This is a genomic window from Vibrio sp. 10N.222.52.C3, from assembly GCF_041474195.1.
Classification (GTDB): domain Bacteria; phylum Pseudomonadota; class Gammaproteobacteria; order Enterobacterales; family Vibrionaceae; genus Vibrio; species Vibrio crassostreae_C.
Map to the genome: position 1 here is coordinate 936 of NZ_JBFRTQ010000175.1, position 4,719 is coordinate 5,654.

General features: G+C 47.2%; 4 protein-coding genes and 1 pseudogene. 2 read left to right on the forward strand and 3 right to left on the reverse strand.

The window, feature by feature from the left end; genetic code table 11:
- Window positions 1-305: 305 nt before the first annotated feature.
- From tnpC (AB4517_RS21250) to tnpA, 3 genes and pseudogenes are all read right to left on the reverse strand, one after another.
- Window positions 306-1,892: pseudogene (gene tnpC, locus AB4517_RS21250) on the reverse strand (IS66 family transposase); the annotation flags it as partial.
- 140 nt (window positions 1,893-2,032) lie between these two features.
- Window positions 2,033-2,305, reverse strand: a complete 273-nt coding sequence (gene tnpB / locus AB4517_RS21255; protein WP_372149840.1) for an IS66 family insertion sequence element accessory protein TnpB — start codon at window positions 2,303-2,305, stop codon at window positions 2,033-2,035.
- A complete protein-coding gene (gene tnpA / locus AB4517_RS21260) occupies window positions 2,302-2,613 on the reverse strand; it encodes an IS66 family insertion sequence element accessory protein TnpA (RefSeq protein ID WP_349969144.1) in 312 nt (103 codons plus the stop codon). The genes tnpB and tnpA overlap by 4 nt, the downstream gene beginning before the upstream one ends.
- Window positions 2,614-2,697: 84 nt before the next feature.
- On the opposite strand from tnpA, the gene tnpC (AB4517_RS21265) reads away from it, so the two are divergent.
- Both tnpC (AB4517_RS21265) and AB4517_RS21270 read left to right on the forward strand, forming a co-directional pair.
- On the forward strand, window positions 2,698-4,254 hold the full coding sequence (tnpC, locus tag AB4517_RS21265) for an IS66 family transposase (protein ID WP_372149845.1): 1,557 nt from the start codon (window positions 2,698-2,700) through the stop codon (window positions 4,252-4,254).
- A 26-nt stretch (window positions 4,255-4,280) separates the two neighbouring features.
- The coding region (locus AB4517_RS21270) for an ISAs1 family transposase (RefSeq protein WP_372149843.1) at window positions 4,281-4,719 on the forward strand (439 nt) is incomplete at its 3' end.

A 4,719-nucleotide genomic window follows, 5' to 3' on the forward strand; every position in this document is an offset into this window, starting at 1 on the left:
AGCAGATATTTAGCCTAATTGCATATTCCGGAGCAATCCGACCACCGATTCCGGGATTATCCGGACATTCATTCCGTTTTAATCCGGACACCATTTCCGGGATAAACCAGCCAAATTTCCACGAACTCCGGAATCACTGTCCGGTTTAGCGGAATACCTTTCTTTTCTCTTTTAAATCAATAGCTCACTATCCTTGTTAGATAATCTAACGTAGCAAGGAAGTGACAATGCCTAAAAAGAGAACATCTATGACAAACATTAAAGGTATGCGCCCCATGAACCCACGGGGCTATGTTGCTAATGTTGAAGTTCCAAGGTAGGAGCGCATCGATATCTGGCTCAGCTTTCGCTAGCTCCTTCATGCACTTGACCATGTAATCGTAGAGGATAAGCCCATTGGCTTTTGCGGTCTCGACAATGCTATAAAGCATTGCGCTCGCTTCGGCGCCATTAGGGTTGGTCGAGAAGAGCCAGTTTTTCCTGCCAATGACCAGCGGCTTAATTGCGCGCTCTGCGCGATTATTATCGATAGATAAGTGACCGTCGTCGATATACCGAATGAGCTTTGGCCACTGACCGAGTGTGTATTTTATCGCTTTGCCTAGCGGACTCGACTCTATCACCTGCTGAGTCGTCATCCACTCGTAAAGCTCATCCAGTATCGGCTTGGCGTGCGCTTGACGCTCTGCTTGTCGCTTTTCGGCAGAGGCACCTTTCAAGCGTGATTCTATTCCATAGAGCTTCTGGATTTTGGCCAGCGCTTTATCCGCTTTGCCCGACTTACCTTTGCCTTGAAGCTTCTTAGCATCCATGAACTTACGCCGTGCATGAGCCAAGCAACCGACATTGGTCACTTGGTGAAGCCCATCATAGGCACCATAGCCATCTGTTTGTAGATAGCCACTATAGTCACCCAAGAAGGCAACAGGGCACGCCCTCGCGCGACTGTTTTGGTAGTCGTACAAGGCGATGTTTTTCACATTCGGTAACGTAGCTTCTGGCGAGTCTGTGCCCGAGCAGTAGAGCCACATGTAACACTGTTTATCTTCCTTGAGTACATTGAGTGGTGTTTCATCCGCCTGAACCACCACTTGTTTTAGTAGGTGCTCTTTCAAGGCTGCGTAGAGTGGTGCGAACTTCTCACTGACTTGGATAACCCACCGTGCCATGGTGGTTCGTGATAGCTCGATACCCGACTGAGTAAACAGCGATTCTTGGCGATAAAGTGGCATCGCGTATTGGTATTTACCAAGGATGATGTTGGCCAGCAAGCTTTCTGTGGCGAAGCTCTTAGGGATAATGCTTTGTGGCGCTGGCTTTTGAACGATGCGGCTATTGTCTTCTGTTTTTTCGCACTGGCGGCAAGCATACTTAGGGCGAACGTATTCCAGTACTTTGAGTACCGCAGGTGTGAACTCCAGTTTTTCGCTTCGGTCTTCACCGATTTTATGCAGACTATGGTTGCAGCAAGCGCACTGCTTTTCATGGTCGTCTAAATCGAGTTCGATAACCTCACGAGGTAAGGTCTTTGGAAGTGGCTTACGTTTTCCGCGTTTTTTCGTTGTGGTGGTTGTGGTGGTTGTGGTGGTTGTGGTGGTTGTGGTGGTTGTGGTGGTTGTGGTGGTTGTCGTCACCTCAACCTCTTCTTCCTTAGCGGCTTCAATTTCCACTTCGTTGAAGAGGTCACCTTGAGATTCATCATAAGGCTTTAACGCCTCCGAACGTTTAGCGAACTGACGGTCGAAGGCTAGCTTGAGTTGTTCAAGTAATGATTGGCGCTCTTGTTGCCATTGCGATTCCTTCTGCTCTTGCGAGACCATCAGGGCTTTCACCATCGCTTGTAGCTCGGCAACATCTTGACTTTCTGGGTTGATATCTGGCGTCTTTTTCATGGCATTGATTATACTAAAATCATGCCCTTAACGCTTGGTATATAAGGCTTTATTATCGATTAAGTCATTGTAATATCGTTTATTATGAGGGGTTTATGGCCGATAATCGTGAAGCCAGAAAGCAGTCTATCAAGCTCGAATTAAGTCAGGGTAAACACCTCGTTTTTCTCTTTTGAAGGCCACTTATACTTGGCTTTTTCGAGGCGTTTATACCAGAGTGCGAAGCCTGTTTTATCCCAATACAACACTTTGATTTTGTCGCGCTGTTTGTTGGTGAACAGGAACAGTGCGCCACTTCCTAAAGGTAAGTCGGTGTCACTTTCGATAATCGCAGCAAGACCGTTGATGGACTTTCTAAAATCGACGCTTTCACGATACAAGTAAATCTCTGGAGCGCTGAGCATGCGTTTCATGATAACGCACCGATAAGCTCTGCGAGATAGGCCGCTGGCGTGCCTTGCGGAATGCTCAGCTCAACATCATTGATGAGAAGAGTCATGTTAGCTGTTGCTATCTGAGCTTGATATTTCGTCGTCTTTTCGACGACTTCAGCTCGGACAAAGCTTAGAGATACGTCAGTTTTATTGAGTTGCTGGCGCTTGGCATAGAACGTTGAGGGATTGAGTTCATTGAGCTTACAAAACGCGAGTGTCGACAGTGAACTCGATTCAGATTGTTCAATAAGCGTTTGCCATTCTTGATTGGTGCGTCGTTTTCCCATTTCAAATCTCCTCATGGTTGGAGACTTGATCTTATTATTCGTGCTAGGTGATTAGAATGCGGGGTTTATGACGCGCTTACGAACATACTCACACTTCGACAATCTCTAGACGAGAGTAAATCGAACGTACTCACACTTCGCCAGTCTCTAAACGAGAGCGAAATAACTATCCAATCGCTGGTTGAAAAACTCAACCTAGCGCGGCGTAAACGCTTTGGTAGCAGTAGCGAAACCATGCCCCCTCAGGACTTAGAGTTCAATGAGGCGGAGACTCATGCCGATACGACAGGTGAAGAGGAAGCGGCCGATACCCAGAATGATGAAACATCGGAAGCAAAAAACACTTCATCCGAGACAAAACGACGTGGTCGCCCAAAGCTTCCCGAAGACCTACCACGAGAGCGTGTTGTGGTGGACATTCCAGAATCAGAAAAAACCTGCTCGTGTTGCCAGTCGTTACTCTGCAAGATGGGACAGAGCACCAGTGAAAAACTGGTGTATATCCCAGCCAAGTTATACGTTGAAGTCACTGAAAGACCCAAATACGTCTGTCGTCAATGTAATGCGTTAGGAGAGAAGAGTGTTGTTGCAATGGCTCCACCGCCAGCATCGATTATCCCGAAAAGCATCGCGACGCCCTCTTTGCTTGCGCAAATCATCACGAACAAATACCACTATGCCCTGCCTCTCTATCGTCAAGAATCGTTGTTCAGACAATATGGGTTAGCGCTCAGCCGAAAAACGATGAGTCAGTGGATACTGCGTTGCGCTGATAAGGTAGAGCCGTTAATCGCCTTACTGAAAGAAAGCCTCCTTGCTCAAGATGTTCTGTTCGCGGACGAGACCACGTTGACCGTGCTCGATGACGAAAGAAAGAAAAGTTACATCTGGTTGTATGGGTGTGGTCCGGACCGAGGAGGGAATGCGAAATCCCCCGGTATCGTCTTGTTCGACTACCAGGAAGGGAGTCGCGGTCACCACTGCCCTGAATGGTACCTGTCAAACTACACTGGATACCTTCATGTGGATGGGTATAAAGCGTATGAAAAGACAGAGGCGAAGTTGGTGGGTTGCTGGGCGCATGCAAGACGCAAGTTCATAGAGGCCGAGCAGAGCCAACCAAAAGGCAAGCAAGGAAAAGGGGGGAAAATCCAGTGGGCAGTCAATTGGTTCCAAAAGCTCTATCGTGTTGAACAAGCACTCAAAGATAAGACGAGGGAAGAGCGATATGTTACCCGCCAATCAAAGACTCAGTCTCTACTCAATGAGTTCAAGGCGTGGTTAGATAAATCGGTCACTCAGGTGCCCCCTAAAAGTAAATTGGGTGAGGCGATTAGCTACAGTCTCAATCAATGGTCGAAGCTAGTACGAGTTATCGATGATGGCTGGTTGAGCATGGATAATAACCGAGCGGAACGTTCAGTACGTCCGTTCACAGTAGGACGGAACAACTGGTTGTTCTCGAAGACTCATAATGGAGCACGCGCCAGTGCTGTGCTGTACAGTCTTATCGAAACCGCGAAGGCTAACGACTGTGAGCCGTATGAATATCTGGAATACGTGCTGCGAGAAATCCCGAAACTGAAAAGTGAGGACGACCATGGTCATCTTCTTCCTTGGAACATGCCAAAAACAGACTAGTCCCCCTTCCCCGAATAGCGTTCAGAATGACAGATACCGCCTTAGTTGGCGGTACCTGTGTTGATATTAGAAAGTCAATGAGTCGGTTCGTAGACGCTTACGATGCAGATTACTTATTAGCGGTAAAAGGTAATCAAAAAAGATTGGAGCAAGCGATTAGCCAAGTATTTAACTCTAGTATGATTAATAGTTTTGAAGGTGATAAATACGTCACTCAAGAGAAAGGGCATGGTCGTACAGAAACGCGTTTGAGTATGGTTGTTCACAATACAGATTTCTTAGGCGATATAGCGCTTGATTGGGCGGAACTCTCCACAATTGGCATGGTCGTTTCAATTCGTCAAGAAGGTGATAAGCCAGGAGAAACCATGCAAATCAAGCACTACATAAGCTCAGCAAAACTGACGGCTAAAGCTTTACTAGAAAGCACGCGAGCACATTGGAGTATTGAAAGTGTGCCGCAGG